The organism is Acuticoccus sediminis, from assembly GCF_003258595.1.
Classification (GTDB): domain Bacteria; phylum Pseudomonadota; class Alphaproteobacteria; order Rhizobiales; family Amorphaceae; genus Acuticoccus; species Acuticoccus sediminis.
This window is the reverse complement of record NZ_QHHQ01000006.1, coordinates 105,961-131,994: the sequence shown is the minus strand read 5'-3', so window position 1 is coordinate 131,994 and position 26,034 is coordinate 105,961. Positions and strand designations below refer to the sequence as shown.

At 67.5% G+C, this 26,034-nt stretch carries 11 protein-coding genes; 7 read left to right on the top strand and 4 right to left on the bottom strand.

All coding sequences use genetic code 11. The features are described 5' to 3' along the window. The first annotated feature begins 283 nt into the window (after positions 1-283). The 4 genes from DLJ53_RS24560 (at position 284) to DLJ53_RS24545 (ending at position 12,465) form a co-directional block, all read left to right on the top strand. Complete coding sequence (locus DLJ53_RS24560) at positions 284-8,185, top strand: cadherin-like domain-containing protein (RefSeq protein WP_111350166.1); 7,902 nt, start codon at positions 284-286, stop codon at positions 8,183-8,185. Positions 8,186-8,252: 67 nt separating this feature from the next. Then, positions 8,253-9,869 (top strand): DUF1349 domain-containing protein, encoded by a 1,617-nt coding sequence (locus DLJ53_RS24555; RefSeq protein WP_111350164.1) that lies wholly within the window; start codon positions 8,253-8,255, stop codon positions 9,867-9,869. Next, the gene (locus DLJ53_RS24550) at positions 9,866-11,458 is read left to right on the top strand and encodes a lipopolysaccharide biosynthesis protein (RefSeq protein WP_111350162.1); all 1,593 of its coding nucleotides are present in this window, start codon (positions 9,866-9,868) and stop codon (positions 11,456-11,458) included. The genes DLJ53_RS24555 and DLJ53_RS24550 overlap by 4 nt, the downstream gene beginning before the upstream one ends. Positions 11,459-11,487: 29 nt before the next feature. After that, a complete protein-coding gene (locus DLJ53_RS24545) occupies positions 11,488-12,465 on the top strand; it encodes a glycosyltransferase family 2 protein (RefSeq protein WP_162409522.1) in 978 nt (325 codons plus the stop codon). 95 nt (positions 12,466-12,560) lie between these two features. Here the strand turns inward: DLJ53_RS24545 and DLJ53_RS24540 are convergent, their stop codons facing one another. Both DLJ53_RS24540 and DLJ53_RS24535 read right to left on the bottom strand, forming a co-directional pair. Beyond that, complete coding sequence (locus DLJ53_RS24540) at positions 12,561-13,778, bottom strand: Coenzyme F420 hydrogenase/dehydrogenase, beta subunit C-terminal domain (RefSeq protein WP_111350159.1); 1,218 nt, start codon at positions 13,776-13,778, stop codon at positions 12,561-12,563. After that, on the bottom strand, positions 13,775-15,034 hold the full coding sequence (locus DLJ53_RS24535) for a polysaccharide pyruvyl transferase family protein (protein WP_111350157.1): 1,260 nt from the start codon (positions 15,032-15,034) through the stop codon (positions 13,775-13,777). The genes DLJ53_RS24540 and DLJ53_RS24535 overlap by 4 nt, the downstream gene beginning before the upstream one ends. A gap of 855 nt (positions 15,035-15,889) precedes the next feature. Between DLJ53_RS24535 and DLJ53_RS24530 the strand changes: the two genes are divergently transcribed. Together DLJ53_RS24530 and DLJ53_RS24525 are read left to right on the top strand one after the other, a co-directional pair. Continuing rightward, positions 15,890-16,867, top strand: a complete 978-nt coding sequence (locus tag DLJ53_RS24530; protein WP_111350155.1) for a glycosyltransferase family 2 protein — start codon at positions 15,890-15,892, stop codon at positions 16,865-16,867. Between the two features lie 123 nt (positions 16,868-16,990). Beyond that, a complete protein-coding gene (locus DLJ53_RS24525) occupies positions 16,991-18,124 on the top strand; it encodes a glycosyltransferase family 2 protein (protein WP_111350153.1) in 1,134 nt (377 codons plus the stop codon). Positions 18,125-18,251: 127 nt separating this feature from the next. On the opposite strand, the gene DLJ53_RS24520 is transcribed toward DLJ53_RS24525, so the two are convergent. Continuing rightward, positions 18,252-19,322 (bottom strand): sulfotransferase family protein, encoded by a 1,071-nt coding sequence (locus DLJ53_RS24520; RefSeq protein WP_111350151.1) that lies wholly within the window; start codon positions 19,320-19,322, stop codon positions 18,252-18,254. A gap of 191 nt (positions 19,323-19,513) precedes the next feature. Beyond that, positions 19,514-20,905, bottom strand: a complete 1,392-nt coding sequence (locus DLJ53_RS24515) for an O-antigen ligase family protein (protein ID WP_162409518.1) — start codon at positions 20,903-20,905, stop codon at positions 19,514-19,516. A gap of 832 nt (positions 20,906-21,737) precedes the next feature. On the opposite strand from DLJ53_RS24515, the gene DLJ53_RS24510 reads away from it, so the two are divergent. Next, on the top strand, positions 21,738-26,033 hold the full coding sequence (locus DLJ53_RS24510; protein WP_111350147.1) for an Ig-like domain-containing protein: 4,296 nt from the start codon (positions 21,738-21,740) through the stop codon (positions 26,031-26,033). Position 26,034 lies beyond the last annotated feature (1 nt).

Genomic DNA, 26,034 nt, shown 5'->3' with positions numbered 1-26,034 from the left:
CTGAATTGACTGCACATGGAAACCTTATAGATTTCATACTACGACCAGAACCGCATCACCACTTTCGCCACAAATTGTTAGTAAAATGGACGTTTCTTCATATATTTCTGGCCGGCAAATTTGGTGCGTCGACGTTTTTGAGGCTCAACATGGGGCGTTTCGACCCCAACGGTGCGGGACTGTACGGTCCTGCGCCGAAGCGCGGCGGATTCAAAGCCGCGAAGAGGCCCCCGAATACGCTCTGTGGACTGGTTCCGATTTTCTCCATTACGGGGCTTGAGCGATGAGTGCCTCCGACGACTTCTCCGGCGGCGTGCTGTTCGAAGGGTGGACCTTCAAGAGTGCCGCCGGCGCGAGCGCCGGCCTCGCGACCGTCGGCGACGACGATATCCTGCGGATCACGACTCCCACCGGGAACTACGATTTCTGGGGAACGGCGACCAATGCCGGACGCCTCGTCCAGGCGTCGCCTGATGAAGACTTCGTGATTACTGCCCGCTTCCTGTCGATCCCGACGGAGCGCTACGAAATTCAAGGTTTCGTGATCGAAGGCGCCGGGAGTGACTGGCTCCGGGTCGACACCTATTCCGACGGCAAGGCGCTCTGGCTCTTCGCCGCCAGCACCACCGGCGGCACGTCCACCACCCTCCTGAAGGTGCGCATTCCCGAAGGCCAGGCGCCCTTCCTGTCGCTCGAACGCGCGGGCGACGTGTGGACGGTCCTCTATTCCAACGACGGCGCCACGTGGACCACGGGCGGCAGCTTCACCGTCGCCATGGACGTGACGGGCGTCGGCCTGATGGGCGGGAGCGCCGGCTCGGGCGACGGCTTCACCGCCGAGGTGGACTGGTTCGAGATCGCCTCCGACCCGCTGGTCAGCGAGGACGGCGGCACGCCGGCCACGGTCGACCCGGTCGCCGGCGACGATGCCGTGGCGTCGGGCCCCGACGGCATCGTGATCGCGATCGCCGACCTGATGGCGAACGACACCGACGACGGCCCCCTCACCTTCGTCGGCGCCGACACGCCGGCGAGCGGCACGCTCATCGACAACGGCGACGGCACCCTCACCTATACGCCCCCGGCCGGGTTCGTCGGAACGGACACCTTCACCTACACCATCTCCGACGGGTCGGTGACCGACACCGCAACCGTCACCGTCAGCGTGTCCGACGGGACCGGGCCCATCGCCGCCGAAGTCGTGTCCGACGACTTCGCCGGCGATTCGCTGTCGTCGGTCTGGACCTTCAAGAGCGCGGCGGGCGCGACGGCGACACTCGCCGACGTCGGCGCCGACGAGGTCCTTCGCATCACCACCCCGTCCGGCAACTACGACTTCTGGAACGGCACGCAGAACGCCGGCCGGCTGGTGCAGGACGCTCCGGACGAGGACTTCGTCCTCAAGGCGCGCTTCCTCTCCGTCCCGAGCGAGAAGCACGAGCTGCAGGGCTTCGTCGTCGAGGGCGCCGACGGGCGGTCGATGCGCGTCGACACCTTTTCCGACGGCAAGAAGCTCACGCTCTTCGCGGCAAGCACGGTCGACGGCACGTCGAACACGCTTCTCAGCGTGCGTGTCGCCGGCGACATCGCCCCCTATCTCGCACTGGAGCGGGTCGGCGACACCTGGACGGTGTCCTACTCGCTGGACGGCCAGTCCTGGATCACCGGGGGCAGCTTCAATTTCGCGATCGAGGTCACGGGCGTCGGCCTCCTCGGCGGCAGCACCGCCACCAGCGGCGGCTTCGTCACCGAGGTGGACTGGTTCGAGATCGGCTCCGATCCCATCACGATGGAGGACGGGGTCGATGCGAGCTCGCCGCCGGACGCCGTCGACGATGCCCTCGCCTCCGGTCCCGGGGGCATCCTCATCGCGGTCGCCGACCTCCTCGCCAACGACACCGACGCGGACGGCGACGCGCTGGTGTTCGGCGGCACCACGAGCCCGCTCCACGGCACGCTCACCGACAACGGCGACGGAACGCTGACCTACACGCCCGCCGACGGCTACGTCGGGACGGATACGTTCACCTACTCGGTGTCCGACGGAACGAACTCCGACAGCGCCACCGTCACCATCACCGTCTCCTCCGGCGATCCGGGCCCGGACCCCGATCCGTCCCCGGTGCTGGACTCCGACGACTTCTCCGGCGGCACGATCTCCGCCGACTGGTCCTTCGAGGGCGCGGCGGGCTCGGGCGCGTCCCTCGCCAGCGTCGGCGACGGGATCCTCGAGATCACGACGCCCGCCGGAAACTTCGATTTCTGGAACACGACCCTCAACGCCGGCCGCCTCATGCAGGACGCGCCGGACGACGACTTCGTCGTCACCGCGCACTTCCTGTCGGTACCGACGCAGCGCTACGAGATGCAGGGCTTCGCCATCGAGGGGTCCGACGGGAGCTGGCTCCGCGTCGACACCTATTCGGACGGCAGCCAGCTCCGCCTGTTCGCGGCCAAGACGGTCGGCGGCAAGTCCACCGCCCTCCTCAGCGTCACGCTGCCGGGCGGTGAGGCGCCTTACGTCACGCTCGAGCGTTCCGGCGACACGTGGACCATCTGGACCTCCAGCGACGGCGCGACGTGGACCCTCGGCGGCAGCTTCAACTTCGTCATGCCGGTCGCGGCCGTCGGTCTCCTGGGCGGCAGCTCGGGTTCCAGCGACGGGTTCGTCGCGCAGATCGATTCCTTCGACGTCTCGACCGTTCCGTTCGACGACGGCGGCACCGGCAACCCGCCGCAGAACACGGCACCCGACGCGGTGGACGACGGCAACCTCGTCGCGCCCGACGGGATCCTCGTCATCGACGTCAACGACCTCATGGCGAACGACACGGACGCCGATGGCGACAGCATCAGCTTCGTCGGGCTGACCAACCCCGCGTTCGGGACGCTGACCGACAACGGCGACGGGACCTACACCTACACGGCGCCTGCGAACTTCTCCGGGACGGACACCTTCCAGTACACGATCACGGACGGGACGGTGACCGACACCGCGACCTTCACCGTGACGGTCACGCCCACCGCCGAGCTGATCGCCGCCGACGACTTCTCGGGCGGATCGCTGGCGGGGCACTGGATCGTCGGCGACGCGCCGGACACCTCCGTCAACGTCGCGAGCGCGGGCGGCCAGGCCTACCTCGCGCTGCACGCGGACGGTTCGAACGAGTTGTGGAACAGCAACACGGCCGCCACGGCGCTGCAGAGCGTCGCGGGCGCGTTCGACATCGTCGGGAGCTTCCTGACGACGCCCATCGCGCCGGGCGACGGCCAGGGCCTGATCGCCGTCGACGAGGCGACGGGCGACTACGTCTCCTTCGGCCTCGAGTCGACGCTCGCCGGCTACCAACTCATCGTCATCGTCAACATCGGCGGGTCGGCCGAGGTGGTCGCCCAGACCCCGATCGACGCCGGCGACGCCCGCGCCTTCCGCATCACCAGCGACGGGGCGACCTGGACGGTCAGCGCGTCGGCGGACGGCGTCACGTGGGAGGCGCTCGCGACGTTCGATCCGGGTGTCTTCCCCGACAATATCGGCGCCTACGCCGTCAGCCTCGAGGGGTTCGAGGCGCAGCTCGACTACATCATGGACACCGGTGCGCCGCTGTCGGGCGAGGATGGCGGGGCCATCAACGCCCTGCCGGTCGCCATCGACGACGCGTTCTCGGCCGACGTCGGGAGCCCGATCTCGATCTCCATCGCGGCGTTGCTCGGCAACGACGCCGACGCCGACGGCGATCTTCTCAGCCTGCTCTCGTTCTCCAACCCGCTCTCCGGCACGCTGGTCGACGCGGGCGACGGGACGCTCCTCTACACGCCGGCCGCCGGGTTCAGCGGCGAGGACACCTTCACCTACACGGTCGGCGACGGACGCGACACGGCGCAGGGAACCGTCACCATCGACGTCGGCGGCACCGGCGCAGGCGGCTTCTCGGATGACTTCTCGGGCTCCGGCATCGGCGACGGCTGGGAGTTCTCCGGCCTCGCCGGCGGCGCGTCGCTGCACACCGCGGGCGGCGAGTCCTACCTCGAGATCGAGTCGCCGGCCGGGATCGCGGTGGACGCGCTGCGGCAGCTCAACTCGCCGCGCCTGCTGCAGTCGGTCGAGGACGGCGACTTCGACGTCTCGGCCCGCTTCCTCAACGAACCGCAGCAGCCCTACCAGGAGCACGGGCTGCTCGTGGTCGAGGACGTCGACACCTGGATCCGCTACGACCTCGCGTACACGACGTCGGGTCTGCGGCTGATCGTTGCTTTCATCGACGACGGCGATTCCAGCATCGACCTCTTCAAGAGCATGGATTCCGGCGAGATCTCGTATCTGCGGATCCGCCGTGAGGGCTCGACCTACATCTTCGAGACGTCCAGCGACGGCGAGACCTGGACGACGCAGCACACCGCCGCGAGCGACATCATCCCGACCGAGGTCGGCGTGTTCGCCGGCAGCACCACCTACGACGGCAGCGTCCCCGGCTTCACCTCGCAGGTGGACTGGTTCGAGGTGTCGAGCGACCCGATCGTCGCGGAGGACAATGCCGCCCCGGTCGCCACCCCGGACGCGCTGGGCACGAGCGCCAACACGCCGCTGATCATCGACGTCGCCACGCTCCTCGGCAACGACGCGGACCCGGACGGCGACCCGCTGTCCTTCGCGGGCTTCAGCCAGCCCGACAGCGGCACCCTCGTCGACAACGGCAACGGCACGCTGACGTATACGCCCGCCAACGGCTTCGCCGGCACGGCGCGCTTCACCTATCTCATCAGCGATGGCGTCACGCAGGTTGCAGGGGTCGCGCTGGTCGGCGTGTCGGCGCCCGGCAACGCGGCGCCCGTCGCCAACGACGACACGTTGACGACCGACGAAGGCACGCCGGTCGCGATCGACGTCCTCGCCAACGACACGGACGGCAACGGCGACAACCTCACGGTCGAGGCGTTCACGCAGGCCGGCTCCGGCACGGTCTCCCTCAACGGCGGCGTCCTGACCTATACCCCGGACGCCGGGTTCACCGGGACCGACACGTTCGACGTCATCGTCTCGGACGGCAACGGCGGGCTCGCGACCTCGAGCGTCGAGGTCGTCGTCGAGCCGGTGAACGACGCCCCGGTCGCCGGGCGCGACACCGTCGTCACCACCGCCGGCACAGTCACCACGATCTCCATCTCCGGACTCCTCGCCAACGACAGCGACCCGGATGGCGACGCGCTGGTCTTCGGCGGGTTCACCAATCCGCTCCACGGCACACTGGTGAACAACGGCAACGGTACGCTCACCTACATCGCCGACGCCGGCTACATGGGTCTCGACGGCTTCACCTACAGCATCGGCGACGGGACGCTCAGCTCCAACGGGGTGGTGGCGATCAACGTGGCCCCGCCGATCGGCTTCGTCTCGGACGACTTCAGCGGCGCAATCACCAACGCCGACTGGCGCCTCGAGGGCCCGGACGGCACGGCCGAACTGGCCTCCGACGGCAGCGAGGCGTTCCTGCGGCTGACCGTCCCCACCGGCAAGCACGACCCCTGGAACACCAACGGTGCCGTGCGCTACATGCAGGATATCGCCGATATCGACTTCTCGATGTCCGCGCGGTTCCTCTCGACCCCCAGCGCCCGCACCCAGATGCAGGGCTTCCTGTTCGAGCAGGACGCCAGCAACTGGCTGCGTTTCGACGTGAGCTTCGACGGCACCACCATGAAGGTGTTCGCCGCGGAGACGGTGAACGGAAGCTCGGCCGCCGAGATCAACGTCACCATTGCCGTCGGGGCGGCGGAGTTCCTGCGCGTCACCCGCAGCGGGGAGAGCTACCTCTTCGAATACTCGGCCAACGGGTCGGACTGGACGACGGCGGGAACGCTGACCTCGGCCCTCTCGATCACGAGCGCCGGCCTCTTCGGCGGGACGGCGCACACCGCGCCGGGCTTCGTCGTCGAGGCGGACTACATCCTGCTCGACGGGCAGACCCTCAACGAGGACGGCGGCGTCACGTCCGGCCCCGTGGCGATGGACGACGAGCTGGCCGCCTCGGTCGGCGCCGCGCTGGTCTTCACCGCAGCCGACCTCCTCGCCAACGACCACGACCTCGACGGCGATCCGCTCAGCATCGCCGCCATCTCCTCGACCGGCCGCGGCACGGTGACCGACAACGGCGACGGCACCTACACGTACCTGTCGAACACCAGCGGCGTGGGTCAGCTCTCCTACACGATCACCGAGGGCGCTGCGGCAGGCGGTCGGACGTCGACGGCGACGGTCTGGATCGACGTGGAGAACACCGCGCCGACCGCGAGCACGGACGCGGTGGCGGTCGACGAGGACGGCTCCGTCGTCATCACGCCGCTCGGCAACGATTCGGACGCCGACGGCGACACGCTCCAGCTCACCGGCGTCGGCACGGCCGCGCACGGCACCGTCGAGCTGGTCGGCAACCAGATCGTCTATACGCCGAACGCGAACTACAACGGGCCCGACAGCATCAGCTACACGGTCTCGGACGGCCTCGCCGAGACCGCCGGCACGGTCGACATCACGGTCACGCCGGTGAACGACGCGCCGGTGGTCGTCAACGATACCGTGTTCTCGCCCACCGGCGGGGCGATCACGATCTCGATCGCCGACCTCCTGGCGAACGACAGCGACGTCGACGGGGACACCCTCACGATCGCCGCCCTTGGCATCCCCGCCTCCGGGACGCTGGTGGACAACGGCGACGGGACGCTGACCTACACGCCGAACGGCAACTTCAACGGAATCGACAGCTTCCAGTACACCGTCACGGACGGCATCGAGGAGGTCGTCGGCACGGTGGACGTCGCGGTGCGGCCGGCGATCGACGTATGGTACGGCGACACGCAGGAGTTCGGCGCCGTCGGCGAGCCGCAGGCTTGGATCAACATCCTCGGCAACGTCGTCACCGACGGCCTGACGAGCCTCACCTACCAGCTCAACGACGGCCCCTCGCAGACCCTCTCGGTCGGCCCGGACACTCGGCGGCTCAACGACCCCGGCGACTTCAACGTCGACATCGCCTACGCCGCGCTCGACGGCAGCCCGAACGACGATATCGTCACGATCACCGCCGCCTACTCGGATGGGTCGACGTACACGAGGGACGTCACGGTCGAGTACGAGTCCGGCCACCTCTGGCCGGAAGACTACAGCATCGACTGGGACGCCGTCGGCTCGATCCAGGACGTGGCGCAGATCGTCGACGGCCAGTGGGCGATCGAGCCGGACGGCTCAGGCATCCGCCCGACTGAGCTCGGCTACGACCGGCTCGTCGTGCTCGGCGACGAGTCGTGGGACAACTACGAGCTCACGATGTCCATCACGACGCACGACCTGCAGAACGTGGACCCCAGGGGCCGCGACGGTGGCGGCTTCGCCATCGGCATGCTGTGGGGCGGGCACACCGAGGACGACCGGCTGGGCGTCCAGCCCTTCGCGGGCTACGAGCCGGGCGCGACGTTCTTCTACACCGGCAAGAAGGTGAAGCTGACCTCCTACCACGACTTCAGCGAGACCATCGCGGTGCAGCGCAACCCGCTCGCGGAAGGCGTCACCTACGAGCTGCGCATGAAGGTGGAGCAGGTCGGCCTGTACGACCGCCAGTACAGCCTGAAGATCTGGGAAGCCGGCACGGCCGAGCCGTCGGGCTGGACGATCCAGGGCGTCGAGACCTTCTCCATCGACGAGGCGCCGGCGACCGGGTCGATCTATCTCAACGCGCACTATTACGACGTCGCCTTCAACGACCTCACGGTGACCGCGATCGAGGGCAACGACATCATCGCCGGGACCGACGGGGACGACGTCCTCTCCGGCGTCGACATGGCGGCGCTGCTGCCGGGCCTCGGCGAGACGGACGTGTTCCGCGGCGGCGACGGCAGCGACACGTTCCAGCTCGGGACGGCCGACACCCTGTTCTACGACGACGGCAACGCGTCGACGGCGGGCGAGGAGGATTTCGCCTACATCTGGGACTTCGAGAGCGGCGTCGACACCATCGAGCTGTACGGCGCGGCCGAGGACTACGAGATCGGCACGTCCGCGGACCCCGACGCGCCCGGCTACACGATCAAGTACGTGACCGATCAGACGGAGAAAGAGCTGATCGCCATCGTCAACGCGACGCAGACTCTTCAATTCGACGATCTGAGGTTCTTCGATGTCCTTGCGGTCTGAGTGGCGGCCCGTGCTGGTTGCCGAACCGCGGCGTGCGACTGCCGAGGCTGATAGCGAGCGTCCTTCGATGCGGCCGATCTACCAGGATGTCGAGTGGGAGGAGCACTGGCCGGACGATCGACCGTCCCGCTCCATCCGCCTCCTCGGACGGGCCAGCGGCCTCATGGGGATCGTCACCCTGATCGGCGGCCTGTTCGCCGTGATGATGACCGACGCCGGCCACCGCGCCACGGCGGTCGCCGCCGGCTCGGAGAGTGTCTCCCGTCCCGCCGCCCCCGGTGTCGAGGCGGTGGTCGGCAGCGTGCCGGAGGGCGTGTGGACGTTCGACGGCGCGCTCGGCGCCTCCCACGCGGTCGTGGGCGACGGGGCGCACAAGCAGCTCGCGCTTCGGGCCGCCGGGGCGACCTTCGATCTCTGGGGGACGAGCCGGTCCGCGCCGCGCCTGATGCGGCCGGTCGCCGACGAGGACTTCACGGTGTCGATGGCGTTCGCCTCCGCCCCCACCGAGCGCTACCAGATGCAGGGCACCATGGTCGAAGGGCGCGGGGGCGAGCATGTCCGCGCCGACGTCCATTCGGATGGCGAGCTGGCCCACGTGTTCGCCGGCGTCACGAGCCGCGGCAAGTCCGCTCCGATGGTGGACGTCGCGCTCGAGACGCCGCCGTCCCACCTGGCGCTGAACCGGGCCGGATCGAGCTGGACCGTCGATTACTCCTACGATGGCAAAACGTGGCGCTCCGCCGGTCGCTTCGACCATCCGATGACGGTGACGGCCGCCGGGATCTTCGCCGGCAAGACGTCGAAGGCCGCCGACTTCACCGCGCTCGTCGACACGTTCGAGCTGCAGCCGGCCAACGCCGCCGCGACCGTCGCCGACACGTCGGCCGCGACGTCCCCGCCGGCCGAGACCGGGGCCGTGCCGCCCGTGGGAACGGTCGCCCCAGAAGCTGCGGCCCCCGCCATCGGCGTGCCCGTGGCGGCCGAGGTCGTGGCGGAACAGCCTGCGGCGGAGACGGCTGCGGGCGTCGTGCGGTCCGACGAGTTCGAGGGTGACACGCTCAGTGACATCTGGCGGTTCGAAGGCATCAAGGACGTCAGCGTCCGGGTGGCGGACGGCCAGCTCTTCATCGAGATCCCGAAGGGCGAGTTCGACCTCTGGAACGACAAGAAGTCCGCGCCGCGGCTGATGCAGCCGGCGCGAGACGAGGACATCAGCGTCCGCGCCAAGTTCCTGTCCTCCCCGTCCCGGCGCTACCAGACGAACGGGGTGCTGTTCGAGGGCAAGTCCGGCGACTGGCTGCGCATCGACATCTACAGCGACGGCAAGGAAGACAAGATCTTCGCCGCGTCGAGCGACGGCAAGGTGTCCCGGGCGCTGCTGGTCGAGCGGCTCGACGGTTCGCCGTCCTATCTCGCCGTCGACCGCATGGACGACGTGTTCCAGATCGCGCTCTCCGACGACGGCGAGCGCTGGCGGCAGGTCCGGAACTTCCGGCACCACATGGACGTCACCGCCGTCGGGCTGTTCGCAGCGGCCACCGCAGACGCCGGCGGCTACACGGCGCGCGTCGCGTCCTTCCAGATCGCCGACGGTCCGATCACGCGCGAGCAGATCCGCGAGTACGAGGTCCCCGGCGCGAATGTCGACACTGAGTCCTACGATCAGGATCGGACGGCCCGATGAGTGACGCTTCGAACCGCGAGCGGACGGAGCCGGTCGTGCACACGCACGTCGCGGTCGACCGCATGAAGGTGATGATCAACGGGGCGAGCTCCGTGGTTACCCGGCTTCTCAACGTCTTCGTCCTGGTCTTCATCTTCAAGTATCTGCTCGGGCGCATCTCCCCGGAGGAGTTCGCGATCTACCCGATCATGATGTCGACCATGGTCGTCGCTCCGTTCTTCTTCGTGTTCTTCACGGGCGGGGTCAGCCGGTACGTGGTGGCGGCGTACGCGGTCGACGACCGGCAGAAGGTGACCGAGATCGTCACCTCGATCACGCCGCTCCTCGTCCTGACGGCGCTGGCCTTCGTCGCCGGCGGCCTGACGCTGGCGGCCTTCGCCGGCCCGATCCTCGCCATTCCCGACGCGCAGCTCGGCATGGCGCGGACGATGCTGAGCCTCCTCGTCCTGTCCTATGCGCTGCAGATGATCGCGCTGCCCTTCGGCGTCGGCTTCCAGGTGCGCCAGCGGTTCGTGGAGTGGAACATCCTCGGCCTGATGCGTGACGCGCTCAGGATCGTGATCCTGTTCGCACTGCTGGCGTCCCAGGGGCCGGCGGTGATCTGGGTGGTCGTCGCGACCGTCAGCGCCGACATGGTGCACCTCACCGTCGTCACCATCCGCTCGCGCATGATGGCGCCGGACCTTCGCGTCTCCGCCTCGTCGTTCCAGTGGACCACGGCGCGCACCCTCGTCAGCTTCGGCCTCTGGACGACGCTCGGCCGGCTGGCGCAGGTCTTCTACATCTCCGCCGGCACGCTGGTGCTCGGCCGCTACGGGACCGCCGTCGACGTCGTGAACTACTACTTCGCCACCGCGCTGTTCCAGCAGATCAACGGTCTGCTCACCTACGCCCGCCTGCCGCTGCAGCCGAGCCTCGTCGCGATGCACACCCTCGCCGACCGCGAACGGCTGCGTCGGACGGCCCTGCGCGGGGCGACTTACGGCCTCTGGGCCGCGCTCCTCGTCGCCCTGCCCGTCGCGATCATGTCGGACGATATCGCCACGATCGTTCTGGGGCCGGCGCACACCGAGGCGGCGACCGTCCTCTCCCTGCTGATGGCGATCTTCCTGTTCAGCCAGCCGGCGGGGCTGCTGCCGATGCTCGCGGTGGCGACCGGCGAGGTCCGCGCCTTCAACCTGGCGGCGCTCATGTCGACCATCGCCTCCTTCCTGGCGATGATCGTCGCGGTGCTCGGCTTCGGGACGGGCGCGGTCGGCGTCGCGACGTCGCTCTTCGTGGTGACGGCCCTGGCGCAGATCGTCTACTTCTGGCCGATGCAGCTGCGGGTCACCGGCATGACGTCGGGCGACTTCGCCCGGAGCATCCTGCGCGGCATGATCCCGGCGACGGGCGCCGCTGTCGTCCTCGCCGGCGCGGCGGCCTACGGCACGCCGGACCTGACCACCCTGATCGCGGCCGTCGCCGTCGGCGGCATCGTCTACGCGATCATTCTCCTGCTCTTCTGCCTCGATACCGCAGACCGTGCGCTGGTCCAGCGCATACGCGAGCGGATCCTCCCTCAATTGCGACGGACGCAAGCGGCATGATCAAAGATATTTCCAAGGAAGCCTTATCCGTGACGTCACAGCCGGCCGCCTCGGCGCCGCCGACGGTCAGCATTGGCCTGGCCGTCTACAACGGTGCCGAGTACCTTGAGGAGGCGATCGACAGCATCCTGTCGCAGACCTATCCCGACTTCGAGCTCATCATCTCGGACAATGCGTCGACCGACGGCACCCGGGAGATCTGCGAACGGGCGCAGGCGCGCGACCCCCGCGTGCGCTACGACCGCCTGCCGAAGAACCTCGGCGCCGCGCCGAACTACAACCGCATCGTCGCCATGGCGCGCGGGCGGTACTTCAAGTGGGCCGCGCACGACGACCGCTGCCATCCCGACTTCCTCGCCCGCTGCATGGACGCCCTTCGCGACGACAGCGTGGTGCTCGCCTACACCAAGACGTCCGTGATCGACGCGCAGGGGCGCGAGCTGCGGACCTACAGCGACGGCCTGACGCTCGACGGCGCGACGCCGGCGATCCGCTTCGCGCAGTATCTGCGCGGGAACGTCCTCGGCGTGCGGGGCATGTGCAATCCGATCTTCGGCGTCATCCGCACCGACGCGCTGCGCAAGACGCGGCTCATCCAGGACTTCATCGCCTCCGACCGGACCCTCCTCGGCCACCTGGCGCTGATGGGCCGGTTCGTCGAGGTCGACACCGTCGCCTTCGACCGGCGCGTCCACCTCGGCACGTCGACGATGGCGAGCGCCGCATTCAAGGACCGCGCGAAATGGTTCAACCCGCAGAGCGTCACCAGCCGTTCGCGCCGGCGGAACAACTACCTGCGCCTGAGCCTGACGCACATTGCCGACTACTGGCAGGCGATGGGCGAGCTGCTGCCGAACCGCTCCGACCGGATCGCGTGCCGGGCCGGCCTCGTCGCCAATCTGGCGCGCCGTCCGAAGTGGATCTGGCGGGACCTCAAGTACTCCTTCGGCGGAGCGCCCAATGCGGCGCAGATCCTCGACCAGCTGAAGGCGCGGGACGCCACCTGATCTCGCCCAACCCCCAGACGAAAAAGGCCCCCGGGATCTCCCGGGGGCCTTTTTCGTTCGGCGCCTGCATCGGCGGGATGCGGGAGACGTGGCCCTCAGGCCCCTGCCCCGCGCAGGATGAGGCGGCGAAGCGTTCCGGCGAACTCGCGGAAGTGGTTCGACATGCGGCCGGACTGGGCGGCGCGCAGCATGTTGAAGCCCCGGAAATCCGGCCCGCGGCCACGCGCGAGGCGGAGCGCCGCGAGGCGGGCGAGGACCGCCCTCCGCCGGCGGAGCTGTCCGGGCTGCATGGCGGCGATCTCGTCCACGGCGACGCGCTTGGCGCTGAGGCCGCGGCGGCGGATCGTGCTGAGGACCAGGTCCTCGCCCTTGCTGGTGCGGCTGACGATGAGGCTGAGGCCGTCGGCCTCGTCGAAGGTCGGGTAGCCACGCTCGTCGCAGTGCCAGGCGTCGGCGCACGCGATGTCCGCCAGCATCCCCGTCCCGTCGGGGCAGACCTTGCAGCGGAACTGGACGTGCCGGCTCAGGATCTTGCCCCAGCTGTCGTTGTAGGACATGCGAGCGGTGGTGCCGTCGTGGCGCGTCGCCGTCGCGTAGCCGGGCCACCCGTCGCCGCGGAAGCGGAACCGCGCGGTGTCCTCCGGCTCCACCCCCATCGCCCTCAGTACTTCGCGGACGCCGTTGAGGCTCGGCACCCCGGCGCAGAAGAAGGAGAGCATGTAGGGGATCTGCCGGTCGATGCGCGGGTCCACCTCGGCGAGGCGGCGCAGCGCCGCCACGTCGCAGGGCTTGCCGACGAAGGCGTAGCGCTGGCCCGTCGCGAGCGCGGCCTCGAGCCCGGCGAGCGGCGCCGACGGCGCGTAGCGCGAGCCGGATGCGGCGAGGACGTCCTCGGCGGTCCCGCTGACGACGGTCGCATTGCCGTAGGGCGGATCGATCGCCGCCGAAGTCTGGATGACCCGGTCGACGGCGCCGACCTCGAGGAGGTTCGCGAGGATCGCGCTGAGGGCGCCGCCGGAGGAACCGGCGTAGCGCACCTCGGGGTCAAGCGCGTAGCCGATGCGCACGCCCACCAGCGGCCCCCAGAGCGGATCGTTCTCGCGCTCGCCGGCCTGCACCTCGAGCCGGCGGCCCGGGCAGACGTGGCTGATCGCCTTCTCCTCGTCCCGGGTCACGTCGCCGACGGGGACGGGCCGCAGGAAGCCGCGATCGTCGAAGTTCATCCGCACGTGCTCGGAGGCGATCGTCGCGCAGGCGCCGCATCCCGTACACAGCCCGTCGCCAACGACCTGACGGATCGTCCTGGAGCTCATGCGGTGACAGGCCCCCGGAGCGCCATGGCCTCGTCGACGATCTGCTCGTAGTGGTCGAGGCGCCGGTTGGCTTCGACGAGGGCCTTTTCGATCTGCGCGCGCAGTCCGTCGAGGTCCGCGACCGCGGCACGGATCCGCGTCAGGACCTCCACGGTCCCCATCGAGCGGAGGTCGGCAGTCTCCTTGTATCCGAGGGTACTGAACAGTCCCTCGAACTTGCGGCTGTATGCGAGGGGCACCACCGGCACGCCGGAGGAGAACGCCGCGATGCAGGCGTGCATCCGCGCGCCGGTGAAGAAGTCGAGCCCGGCGATGTACGACTTCGCCTCCGAGGGCGAGCCGAAGCGTGGCGCGACGATGCTGCCGGGGAACTCGGCCGCCAGCTTCTGGCAGGCGCGGTAGTCGTCCTCGATCTCCTGCTCCTCCGACAGGACGTGGCCGACGAAATGCAGCTCATAGTCCGGACGCGAGGCGAACTCCCCGGCGATGGCGCGCATCAGGGCGCCGTAGTCGTCGGCGATGCCGAACATGTTGGAGCGGGTGTAGCCGCCGTTGAGGAGCAGGCCGGAGACGTTGATGCCGACCCGCACCGGCCCGCCGGTGCGGGCAGCGGGGCGGTCGTAGCCCAAGCGCATCGCGACGTCGGTCGCCTCGACGATGCGGCCGCGATAGCCGATCTCGCGCAGGTACTCCGTCGACGCCACGTCGCGGGTGCAGACCGTGGTCGCGAGGGCCATGGTCGTCCGCGCCGCGCGGCGCACCCAACCCCGGCGGAACGGGCCGATCGTCTGCGGCGCGAGGATCAGCGGGCGACGCAGGGCGAGGGTCGCCAGCTTCGGCGCCAGCACCTTGAGGAAGCGCGACACGCCGTAGATGTCGGCGAACGAGTCGCCGGCGCCGATGTCGAGCACGAGGTCGCAGCGGCGAAGGTTGCGCACGAGCGCCCCGGTCGGAGACACGAGGTCGCGCCCGCGCACGGTGACCGACTCGATCCCCTCGCCGACGATGTAGTGCGGCCGGCGGTCGGGCCAGCAGAACACGATCACCTTCAGGGCACGGCCCCGTCGGGCCGCCAGCCGGCGCAGGATGTCGATCTGCGAGGCGGCCAGAGCGCCGACCCCGAAGTTGTCCGAGTTGGTGGAATGGCCGACGAGCCCGACGGTGAGCGTCTTCTCCGGCGCGCGCGTCGCGGTGGAGGCGGTCTTCGCGGCGGTGCCGCCGCCGATGGCCGCCCCCTCCGTTCCGGTGATGCTCATTGCCATGACGAAAGGCCCGTGTGCGAGAAGGCGTCGAGGCGGACGGGGCCCGCCGGTCGTCCAGCACGCGGGTCCATCGGCGACGGGGCGAATGCGGTCATCGACATCCGGAGCCCCCTTTCCGGCCCGCGGTCCCGCCCGGAGGGGTCCCACGGTCGGGGCGCTTGCAATGCGTCATGGCGATATCTTCAAAATACATCACGATTGACTCACGAAGGAGACGATCGACCCTGCCGTAAAACTATTCATTGCAATGCCTCCATAAAAATCACTACTTAGATGCACCTATTGCCAATACAATGAGTTCCCGCCCCCATCAAGGAACCTTGAATTACCTTTGCCGACGGCCAAATCTAGAGATGTCGCCGATTGCCATAAATTTGTCGCTCCAGCCTTCAGATTGCCCGATTTCCGGGGATGAATGCCGGCCGGTCGCGCGTGGAAAATTCTTCCGGCGGGCTCACGGGTCGCAGCCCGGACACCGGTCAATCTCACGTGATCACATGAGAATTCCGCCGATTTCCACCGGTTCCGCGCCCGTTTCGCGGCGGCGGCCGACGTTCGGAGGATCTCTGCCCCGATCCTCGCCCGATCGGCCACGATCCGTCGAGGGGAACCCTGGATTGACTTCGGTGATCCCGCAACAAATACGAGAGTTGAATTCGGTTTTATTTTCCGTAACTCGCTTGCGGATCGACGTAACTATCCGCTACTTTGTATGATGACGGTCGATATCCATCGAGATTCATCGACTGGGCTCAACCAGGGCCAGCCCGGGCGGTGTCCGCAGGGGCCGGCGTGGCGAGGCCGCGGCCGTTCCGGCGTATTTTTGCCGCAAGATTTTCCGGAGTTCGAATGCCTGAGATTTCAGTGATTTTGCCGACGTTCGAACGGGCGCAGATGCTGCGGGCATCGGCTCAGAGCGTTCTGGACCAGTCCTTTCGCGACCTTGAACTGATTATCGTCGACGACGGGTCGACCGAAGATATCGCAGCCGCGGCGGCCGGTCTCGACGACCCCCGCGTCGTCTACATCCGCCGGGAGCAGAATGGCGGCGCGGCTGCCGCCCGCAATACCGGGCTCGGCCATGCACGAGGCCGCTTCATCGCCTTTCAGGACAGCGACGACCTCTGGCTCCCCGGCAAGCTCGAGCAGCATCTCGAGCTGCTGAGACATCTGCCGGAAAGTGTCGGCGTCGTGACGGGCGTGAAGATCCTCTACGGGCGCGACCAGAAGCATCGCTACGGCGACGGGCTGGTCGCCCTGGCGCCGGATCCGGCGGGACGACTGAAGCCGGAGGAGGACCAGGTGCGCCGTTTCCTGGTTTCGAACCGGCTCTCGCTGCAGAACGCGCTGTTCCGGCGGACCGCCTATCCCGGCACCAGCTGGTTCGACCCGCGCGCGAAGGCCAACAACGACTGGGAGTTCGCCGCGCGCCTCGCGCAGAAGACGACCATCCACGAGGACTCGCAGCCGGTCGTCGTCGCCTTCGTGTCGGGTGACAGCATTTCCACCCGGCCGCGGAAGAAGGCGCTCGGCCTCCTGCGCATCCTCAAGAACAACCGCTCCGTCTTCCGGCGCTACCCGGACGCGGCGGCGGCCAACTACCTGCAGCTCGCGAGGCTCCTCGGCCGGGCCGGTCACCGGCGGCTCGCATTGCGCTTCATCGGCGGCGCGGTCCTGCTTCATCCGCGGCTGGTTACGCAGGCCATCGGCCCGTTGCGCAAGCTCATGAAGGCGCCGCAGGCCGTGCCCCTCCGGCAGCGTCCGGCCGCCCGGTCCGGCGCCCTGCGCCTCGCCCCGATCGAGCCCGCCGTGAAGCGGCAGGCCTGACACGGCAGGACAATCGCCGGCGAAGGGCCGGGCGCGACCGGACGTGACGTTCGCGCGCCAGGGCCCGGCCGGCGCGGTCAGCCGGTTCGGCCTCGCGGCCGCAGAGCACTAAGGACAGGCCCGATGCACGGTCGCTCCGTGAACCACTCCCCCCTCGTTTGGCCGGCGGATGCGCGGGAAACCGCAGCGCCCGAGGCCCTCTTCGACCACCCCTTCCCCGGCTCGCCCCAGCACAAGGCCACGGGCCGGGACGGCGGCGCCGCCCTGGCGGCCACCCGGCAGGGCGTTGGGGCGACGCCCGGGACGGATGCCGAGGCAGCGACGGCGCTGACGGTGATCGTCGTCAGCTACAACACGCAGGCGCTGACGCTGCGGTGCCTTGAAACGCTGTACGCGACCACCGCCGGCGCGGACATGGAAGTGATCGTCGTCGACAACGCGTCGAGCGACGGGTCGGCCGACGCGATCGCGGCGAGGTTTCCGGCGGTCCGGCTGATGGCGCTCGACCGCAATGTCGGCTTCGCCGCGGCGAACAACCTCGCGGCGGAGGACGCGCGGGGCACCTACATCCTCCTCCTCAACCCCGACACCGAGGTGTTCGACGGCGCCATCGCCAACATCATGGCCTTCGCCGAGGCGACGCCGAACGCCGGCATCTGGGGCGGACGCACGGTCTTCCCGGACGGCTCGCTCAACATCGCCTCGTGCTGGAACCGCATCACGCTGCGCAGCGGCCTGTTCACGGCGCTCGGTCTCAACCAGCTTTTCAAGCGCTCGAGCTTCTTCAACGCGGAGAAGATCGGCGGCTGGCGCCGGGACACGGTGCGTGACGTCGATATCGTGGTGGGCTGCTTCCTGCTCATCCGGCACAGCCTGTGGCGCGAGCTCGGCGGGTTCGACCTGCGCTATTTCATGTACGGCGAGGACTCCGACCTGTGCCTGCGGGCCCGGCGGCTCGGGCATCGGCCGATGATCACTCCGGATGCGACCATCATGCATCTGGTCGGCGCCTCGACCCGGCAGAAGGCCGACAAGGTCGTCATGGTGGCCAAGGCGAAGGCGACGCTGGTGCGCGACCACTGGTCGCCGCATCTGGTGCCGGTCGGCCTGTTCTTCCTCTGGCTGTGGTGCGCGAACCGCCACGTCGGCAGCCTGTGCCTGTCGGTTCTGCCGGGAAGCGCGCACCGCAAGCGCAAGGAATACTGGTCGTCGGTCTGGCGCCGTCGCCGTGACTGGCTGGGCGGCTACGCCGGCTGATACGGCCGGCTCGTCGCGGAGCGACGACTGCGCCGGCGCCCGGCCCCCGCGCCGTCTCGTTTCCCCTGATATGTTGTGAGCAGGACGCGCCCGCGCCCGGATGGTCCCGGGCGGGGCGCGATGCGTGCTACCGGACGGCGGCGGCCTTCAGCCTGCGCCAGGAGTAGAACACCACGTTGCCCATGCGCTTGCGGTTGGCGAGCATCGCCCGCGCGACGGCGATGGGCAGATCGGCATACTCGCGGACCCGGCCGATGCGGTCGCGCTTGACGTCGGCTTTCTGGTAGCCGGCGTCGATGAGGCACTTCCCGGCGATGGTCTGGATCACGTCGACCTCGTGGTCGGAGAGGGTCTTGCGCCAGCGATCCACGGCGGCACGGCTGACACCGGCGCTCTTGGCAAAGGGGAGGACCGAGCTGTTGTGCATCGGCACATCCATCATCGTTTCGTCGAAGCCGATGCCGAGCCAGTCGCACAGCGAGGAGACGGTCACCGAGGGCTGGTCGGTGACGTCCTCGTAACGGACGATCCGGACCCTGTCGCTGCCGTGCCGGGTGAGCGCGCCGACGGCGGCGTTCACGGTGCCGCACCAGAGCAGGGTCGAGATGACGATGTTGTAGGAGAGCTTGGCGCGCCGCTCCTCGGCTGCGATCGCGGCCTGGTAGTCCTCCTCGTCGTTGACGTTGAGGCCGCCCTGGTTGCGCCAGTCGCGGTAGGACGCGACCACGGCGCGCGGATCGCGCACCATGCACACCACCTTGGCGGACGGAAACGCGGTCAGGATGTCGTTGAGGCGGAAGACGTGGCGGGGGGTCTTCTCGCCCCAGATCGTCTTGCCCTCGCGCTCGGCGACGAACCGGCAGTACGCCTCGAAGATGCCGTCGGCGCCGCCGCCAGCGGCCTCGCTCCGGCGAAAGAGCTCCTCCCGGGACAGCGCGCTGCGGGACGGGTCTCCCTGCATCCCGTAGGGGCGATCGTCGATCGAGCGGAAATAGTCGGCGCAGATGGCCGCCTGTTCCGGCGACAGCGCCTCCGCCTTGCGGAAGGATGGGCGGACGCGCAGGTCATCGAAATAGTGCGTTTCGGTCGCGAGGCCGATCAACGGTTGGCGGTTCAGTATCGAGCGCATCATGGCGGTGCCGGAGCGCGACGCTCCGACGATAAAAAGCGGCCCGGACCAAGAGTTGCAATCTGCCATGAGGGAACCTTATGTTATAGTCTGCCGAGGAAACCCTCTCGGCGCACGGTGAATACTGCTTTTCGTACCGGCCAACATCACTTTTATACTCACGACTTTGGCATCGCAACCGGACGAACGGGAGACGAAGCGCCATCAGCCGGTGGCGCGGCCAGGGTCCGCGGCGCTTGGCGCGGGTGATTCGGCGCGGCCTATTCGGCCGGCACCACGCCGCCGAGGTTCACGGGACCAGCGCGCCAGCGGCCGGCGCGGGGCGCTCTCGAGCCCCAGCTCCCGGAAGCCGCGGTCTCGGCCGCGTCGTCCTGCGCGGGGTCGGCCGCCTGGGCCCGCCGGCTCTGGACGACCATCCAGTACGAGGCGCCGACCATGAACATGAAGAGGGCGTAGAGCTCGGTCCAGAAGTGCACCGTGGCGCCGGCGAAGATCATGCCGACCATGCTGATCGACCAGCCGATCCGGAAGCGTTCCTGCTCCGGCTGCAGCCGTGCCCGGGAGAGGCGCACGAAGATCACGGTGAGAGCGAGGACGAAGAGGATGAACGCCGGCACGCCGTACCGCATGGCGATCACGAGCCAGAAGTTGTCGACGGAGGAGCTCATCCACGGCGGGCGCTCCCACTCGTTGAGGCCGATCCCGAAGATCGGGTATTTCTCGACCGACGCCATGCCGAAATCGAAGATGTGGATGCGGTTGTAGGCGCTCTCCATGCGCAGCGTCATGTACGTCACGATCACGTGGAACGGTGTCCGGTTCGTCATCGAATCGACGATGAAGTACAGCGCCAGCACCAGGCCGGAGAGAATGCGCCACCGATACTTCAGCCCGCGCGTCAGGACGTCGTAGATCTTCAGCTGCGTCTGCACCATGAAGAGCAGGAGCGGCCCGGAGGAGAGCGAGCAGAAGATCGCGACGCCCATCACGGCGTAGCGCCACAGGGCGGCGAACCTGGTCTTCTGCATCGAGACGAGCATCCCGACGAGCGTCGCGCAGAACAGGCCGTAGTGGATGGGATGCTCGAACGGACCGTACGCCCGCTCGAGACCGAGCCGGGCCGGGCGGCCCTCGAACGCGGTGAACCGCCCAAAGATCTGCCCCGCGATCTCCCGCAGGATGTGGTGGCCCGTCAGCGTTTCGATCAGCGCGAAGGGCAGGATCGCAAGGACAATGATGAAGTATAATTTAACAAATGCTTCGAACTGCTGGGCGGTCTGGATGTAGGTGCGCGCAATCAGGTACGGCACGACCGTTTCCACGGTCGTCAGGCCGATGAACTGCCACCAGCTGACCCCGTGGTTGACCAGCAGCGCGATGGCGGCCCACAGCGCGAACCCGAAGACCAGGAAGTCCGCGAGGTTGAGACCGCCCTGGCGCCCGCGCAGGAGCGAGATGAGGCAGGGGAAGGCCATCACGACGAGGAGGATCCGGTAGACCGGCAGGCGAATCGGGCCGAGCTCGACCCACACCTCCGGCGGGATCGTCAGCGACAGCATGAACAGAACAATGACGATGTGATTGCCGGGCCGGGATGCAGCTTGCGCATCCTGGCGCGCGGGCCTCGCCTGAGCCGTGATCGTAGTCGACATACTCGCCCGTCTCTCGTTCGGTCGATGTCCGAGGAGCGGCATCTTGTCACAACCAGAGCGCGAGTGGATCCTTCGAGGATCCGTTGCGCCGGTTGCCAACCGCCGTCACCTCCGACGTTGCAATTCCCGGCAGATGGGATCGCCGCGCTGTGGCGGCGGCCATCTGCCAGCCTTTAAAAACAAGCGGTTCGCGGTTTCAGCACCGGAATTGGCGCGCTTGCGCGATCGCGTGATCCACCCACCTCCCCGTCCCTTGCGAACCACGCTCGGCGGACGAGCGACCGTCGGTCGCTCCCCTGCCTGGATGAGACGTGAATCCTTGGGGGCCTGTGTGTGGCTAAGTATTTGTCCCGCATGCCGGAATGATTCGTATGACTAATTAACTCTCAGAACTGCTTTTCGAAGGTCCCCAACCGAAAATCCGCTGTATGACCATGATAATCCTAAGTTCCGTCGATTTTTCGCCCCAACTCACTGGGAGAAGCGCGGTCGAGGTGATCGCAGGCGACCCCTGTCCCAATGGAGAAACGCAATGGACCATCCTCGAGCGCTGCTTTTCCAAGGCGATGCGTAAAATCATTTCGGACCCGGACTCCGTTCAGACGCCCTCCTATTTCTCTCCCGCCTTGTCTCCGCGCATATGAGCAGTCCCAGACCTGGACACGACGGTCAGGACGCCCTGTGCTCCCGCCTCATATCGTTCCTTTGGTTGCAATTCGTCCGGCCCACAACTACAAGTTCGTTCCTGTTTGCTGGCCGCGCTCTTGAGCGCCGCAAATTCGAATGACTGCCCGCGACTAATCCCAATGGAACGTCAATCTGGAACAGTAGAATGGTAACCAAGACAGTCTCGTCCTCTTCCGAGCTCCAAGCGGCGCTCAATACAGCTTCAGGCGGCGATACCATCCTTTTGGCGCCGGGCACCTACGGCACCTTGGAGATCACCGACAAGCACTACAGCTCGAACATCACGATCACGTCGCAGGATGCATCCAACCCCGCCCAATTCACGAGAATTGATATCGCGGGATCGGAAAACATCACGTTCGACAGCGTAAAGGTTTCCTATCCGAGTAATCCCACGTTCAACTCTCCGGTCGGACTGGTTTCGATCACCGAGGGCAGCAAGAACATCACGGTTCAGAACAGCGAACTCCATGGACCCGTCGATCAGAATTTCGACGGCGGCCGGGGTGTCTCTGTCACGGACTCCAGCAACGTCACCGTCAAGAACAACTTCATCCACGACATCGCCGACGGCGCAGTCTTCCTCGGCAGCGACCACCTGGTCGTCGAGGGCAACACCATCGAAGACATCCGGACGGACAGCTTCAAGTTCGCCGGCGTGACGGATGTCCTGATCGAAAACAACACCGGCGCGACCCGTTACCACGGCGCTGACGGTGACCATCAGGACTTCATCCAGTTTTCCGGCACGTCCTCGGACATTGTCATTCGCGGCAACGTGCTGATGCCGGCGCTGGACGGGACGGTCCAGGGCATCTTCCTCGACGACGCGGTCTACAACAACGTCCTGATCGAGCAGAACATCATCGTCAACGACCTGCTTCGCGGCATCTTCGTGCGCGAAGGCAACAACGTGACGATCCACAACAACACGCTGATCAGCCTGCCGGGCGCGACGCTCGCCGACGAGGGCTCGTCCAAGGCGAGCGCCATCACGGCCCCGTCCGGCGCGAGCGTCTACAACAACGTCACCTCGAGCAGCGCCAACCAGGCCTCGGTCAGCGGCTCCAACTACGTGATCCAGCACACGGATCCGGATGGCGTCGGCTACTACGACGACTTCTACACGAACGCCACCAAGGGCCTCGGCATGACGATCGAGGACCTGCGGCCCGTCGAGGGCTCGTCGGTTGACTTCGGATCCGGCATGGGCGCAACCGGCCGCCTCGCCGAACTGCTCGACGAGACCGCCGCGCCGGCGCCCTCGAACAGCGCCCCCGAGGCCTCCAACGACACCGCCAGCAGCACGGGCGACCCCGTCCTGATCGACGTTCTCGCCAACGACTCCGATCCCGACGGCGACACGCTCAGCGTGACCGGCGTTTCGGGCGCCTCCAACGGTCAGGCCGTGGTGCAGTCGAACGGCAGCATCCTCTACACGCCCGACTCCGGTTTCTCCGGCACCGAGACGCTGACCTACCGTGTGACGGACGGCGACTTGACCGACACGGCAACGGTGAAGGTGACCGTTACCGCGCCGTCCGAGCCGACGGACCCGACGACTCCGACCGACCCGGCCGGTGACGTCACCGTCAGCAACGCCGCGCAGCTGAAGGCCGCCCTCGCCAACGCCACCGGCGGCGAGACGATCCTGCTCGCCAACGGCAACTACGGCGACGTCGACCTCGAGAACCTGAAGTTCTCCTCGACCGTCACGCTGAAGTCCGCCAACGGCGATGCCGGCGCGACCTTCAACACCCTCGACATCGTCAACAGCCAGAACATCCGGATCGACAACGTCCACGTCGACAGCGACAGCGACGGCACGGTCAGCCAGGGCTTCGTCAACATCCTCGGCAGCACGAACATCGATTTCGTGAACTCGGAGGTGAACGGCACCGTCGACGACGTCTACACGGTCACCGAGGAGCGGTTCTCCGAGGGCTACGGCATCGAGGTCAACGGCGGCTCCCGCAACATCAACGTCTCGAACAACTACATCCACGACTCGGGCCACGGCGCGGTGTTCTTCAACACCACCGGCCTGACCGTCAGCGGCAACGTCGTCAACGACATCGGCGTCGACAACTTCAAGTTCGGCGGCATCGTCAACGGCGTGATCGAGAACAACACCGGCGCCGTCTCGGTCCACCCGAACAGCGACGACCACGTCGACTTCATCCAGTTCCAGGGCGACGGCACGGGGCTGGTGATCCGCGGCAACGTCCTGCTGCCGGGCGATTCCAGCACGAGCGATCTCGGCGACCACGTCTATCAGGGCATCTTCCTGAAGGACGGCACGTTCACCGACGTCGTGGTCGAGCAGAACCTCATCTACACGAACACCGTCAACGGCATCTACGTCGAGAGCGCCAGCGGCACCGGCGGCAACATCGAGATCCGCGAGAACACGGTCCTGTCGCCGCCCGACATCTCGAAGTGGGGCTCGGCCGAGATCCGCGTCGTCAGCGTCGCGGGCGACTTCCTGGTGACGAACAACGTCGTCGACCGCGTATCGAACTCCGACGGCGGCGGCACGGTCACCGGCAACGTCGTGCTTCAGTACACCGACCCGAGCGCGGCGAACTACTACAATAAATACTATGTAAACGCCACGGCCGGCTCGGGCGCCACGCTCGACGACTTCGCCATCGTCGACGGCTCCGGCGCCGAGACCAAGGGCGCGTTCGACCGCATCACCGAACTCGTCGACGGCACCGATCCGGTCGACACCAACGGCGCTCCGGTCGCGGTGAACGACTCGATCACCACCGACTTCGACCAGAGCGTCAGCTTCGACCCGCTGACCAACGACAGCGACCCGGACGGGGACCCCCTGTCGGCCGCGCTCGCCAACGGGCCGGGCCACGGCACCGTCGTCGTGGGCGACGGGCTCTGGACCTACACCCCGGACAGCGGCTTTTCCGGCAACGACTCGTTCACCTACAAGGTGTCCGACGGCAACGGCGGAACCGACACGGCCACGGTCAGGGTGTCCGTCGCCGAGCCGCCGGTGACGACGCCGAGCAACGGCGCCCCGAACGCCGTCAACGACTCCGTCTCCACCGGATACGGCGAGTCCGTCACCTTCGACCCGCTCGCCAACGACAGCGATCCGGACGGGGACAAGCTGACCGGCGTTCTCGCCAAGGGCCCGACCAACGGAAGCGTCACCGTCGGCGACGGCCTCTGGGCCTACACCCCGGACAGCGGCTTCTCCGGCAGCGACTCGTTCACCTACAAGGTGTCCGACGGCAACGGCGGAACCGACACGGCCACGGTCAACGTGACCGTCGGCGCTGCTCCGACGGACGGTGGCAGCGGCGGTGGAGACAGCGGTGGCGAGGTCCTGTTCGAGCATCGAGGCGACCTCGAGATCGACAGCAAGCAGGACGTCATGGTCGTCGAGCATGACCCGTCGCTGGAAGTCGACGACTACACGATCTCGTTCACCTTCAACGCCGACAGCGTCGATTCGACGATGGGCCTGGTCTCGAAGGACGCCACCGGCTTCGGCGACGGCGGTCACTTCACCTCGTACGTCAAGAACGACACGCTCTTCGTCCGCTTCCAGAGCGACTCGAGCGAGCACACGTTCTCCGTCGCCGACATCAAGGCCGGGCAGGACTACGACGTCGTCGCCGCCTACGCCGACGGCACCGCGTCGCTGGAAGTCAACGACTCGCTCGTCGGCTCCGCCAACATCGACGCAAGCTGGATGAACAACACCGAGTACCTGCAGATCGGCGGACAGGGCTGGGCCAGCAACCCCGGCAGCGCATCCTTCGGTCAGCCGTTCGACGGGACGATCAGCAACGCGATGATCACCTCCGGCTCCGGTGGCGAGGCGGACCCGCTGCCGGCGTCCCTCCTCTACCTCAACGCCGGTCCGATCGACGTGTCCCGCCGGGCCGACGTCGCCGTCGTCGAGCATGACCAGGCGCTCGAGGTCGACGCCTACACGATCGCCCTCGACTTCACGGCCGATCGTGTGTCGGGCCGCCGCGGGATCATCTCCAAGGACGCCAGCGGCTTCGGTGACGGCGGGCACGTGTCCGCCTACATCGAGAGCGGCGCGCTGAAGGTGCGGTTCCAGAGCGAGAGCGCCTCGAAGACGCTCACGGCATCGAACATCACCGCCGGCGAAACCTATGAGCTGGTCGTGACACACGATGGGACTACCGCTTCGGCCTTCCTCAATGGGACGTCGTTCGGGTCGGCGAAGATCGACGCCGACTGGCTTACCAACACCGAGGCTCTTCAGGTCGGTGCACTGGGCTGGTCGAGCGATCCGGGCGACGACTCGTTCAGCTACATCTTCGACGGACAGATCGAGGATGTGAGGATCTTCGAGGGCGCCTGGGACCCCAGCGAACTCGATACCCTCACCCACGCGGATGCCGTCATGTCCTCGGGAACGGACTTCGACGGCATCGCCTGAC

Excerpts from the sequence above, each read along its gene's own strand:
- DLJ53_RS24560 (WP_111350166.1), top strand. The coding sequence starts at position 284 with ATGAGTGCCTCCGACGACTTCTCCGGCGGCGTGCTGTTCGAAGGGTGG.
- DLJ53_RS24520 (WP_111350151.1), bottom strand. The coding sequence starts at position 19,322 with ATGGCAGATTGCAACTCTTGGTCCGGGCCGCTTTTTATCGTCGGAGCG.
- DLJ53_RS24510 (WP_111350147.1), top strand. The coding sequence starts at position 21,738 with ATGGTAACCAAGACAGTCTCGTCCTCTTCCGAGCTCCAAGCGGCGCTC.
- DLJ53_RS24515 (WP_162409518.1), bottom strand. The coding sequence starts at position 20,905 with ATGTCGACTACGATCACGGCTCAGGCGAGGCCCGCGCGCCAGGATGCG.
- DLJ53_RS24550 (WP_111350162.1), top strand. The coding sequence starts at position 9,866 with ATGAGTGACGCTTCGAACCGCGAGCGGACGGAGCCGGTCGTGCACACG.
- DLJ53_RS24525 (WP_111350153.1), top strand. The coding sequence starts at position 16,991 with ATGCACGGTCGCTCCGTGAACCACTCCCCCCTCGTTTGGCCGGCGGAT.
- DLJ53_RS24540 (WP_111350159.1), bottom strand. The coding sequence starts at position 13,778 with ATGAGCTCCAGGACGATCCGTCAGGTCGTTGGCGACGGGCTGTGTACG.
- DLJ53_RS24530 (WP_111350155.1), top strand. The coding sequence starts at position 15,890 with ATGCCTGAGATTTCAGTGATTTTGCCGACGTTCGAACGGGCGCAGATG.
- DLJ53_RS24535 (WP_111350157.1), bottom strand. The coding sequence starts at position 15,034 with ATGAGCATCACCGGAACGGAGGGGGCGGCCATCGGCGGCGGCACCGCC.
- DLJ53_RS24555 (WP_111350164.1), top strand. The coding sequence starts at position 8,253 with ATGCGGCCGATCTACCAGGATGTCGAGTGGGAGGAGCACTGGCCGGAC.